Here is a 920-nt window from a genome sequence, read left to right as displayed (position 1 = left end):
GGTGTTCAAGGTAACACGGGCGCTACTGGACCTCAAGGTAACACAGGTGCTACTGGTATAGGAGTTACCGGACCTACTGGACCTTCTGGTGGACCTCAAGGTAACACGGGTGCTACTGGTTCCACTGGACCTCAAGGCGCTCAAGGACCAGCGGGTGCTACTGGCGCTACTGGACCTCAAGGTGTTCAAGGTAACACAGGTGCTACTGGTGCTACTGGTKCCACTGGACCTCAAGGTGYTCAAGGTAACACGGGTGCTACCGGACCTCAAGGTGTTCAAGGTAACACGGGTGCTACCGGACCTCAAGGTGYTCAAGGTAACACGGGCGCTACTGGACCTCAAGGTAACACAGGTGCTACTGGTATAGGAGTTACCGGACCTACTGGACCTTCTGGTGGACCCCCTGGACCTACTGGACCTCAAGGTAACACGGGTGCTACTGGACCTCAAGGTGTTCAAGGACCAACGGGTGCTACTGGTATAGGAGTTACCGGACCTACTGGACCTAGCTTCCCAGTAGCGACAATCGTTGTAACAAACAACATCCAACAAACTGTACTCCAATTTAACAACTTCATTTTTCATACAGTATTTAACGCAAACAATATTATCTTCAACGGCACAGATACAGTTACTGTTATCAACGCTGGTATTTATGTAATTAGCGTATCCATCTCTACAACTGCACCAGGATGTGCTCCGCTCGGAGTAGGAATTTCAATAAATGGAGCAGTCGCAACTGACAACTTCTCTTCAAATCTAATAGGCGACTCACTTTCATTTACTACAATTGAAACGTTAGCAGCTAGCACAAATATTTCTGTCAAATCTACCCTTAGCGAAATTACAATTCCCGAAACAGGCAACACTAACATCCGACTTACTGTATTTAGAATCGCTTAAATTTCACTATTTATTGT

1 protein-coding gene is annotated in these 920 nt (G+C 47.3%); it reads left to right on the top strand.

Translation table 11 applies throughout. The features are described from left to right. Positions 1–903, top strand: a 903-nt coding sequence (locus tag AC1DTM_RS28925) for a Gly-Xaa-Xaa repeat protein (RefSeq protein WP_477001535.1), incomplete at its 5' end; no start/stop codon positions are given. Positions 904–920: the final 17 nt, after the last annotated feature.

The organism is Bacillus sp. P4_D3 (genome assembly GCF_056401855.1).
Note: the sequence above shows the minus strand (reverse complement) of the source record. Positions and strands in the feature narration are given on the sequence as shown.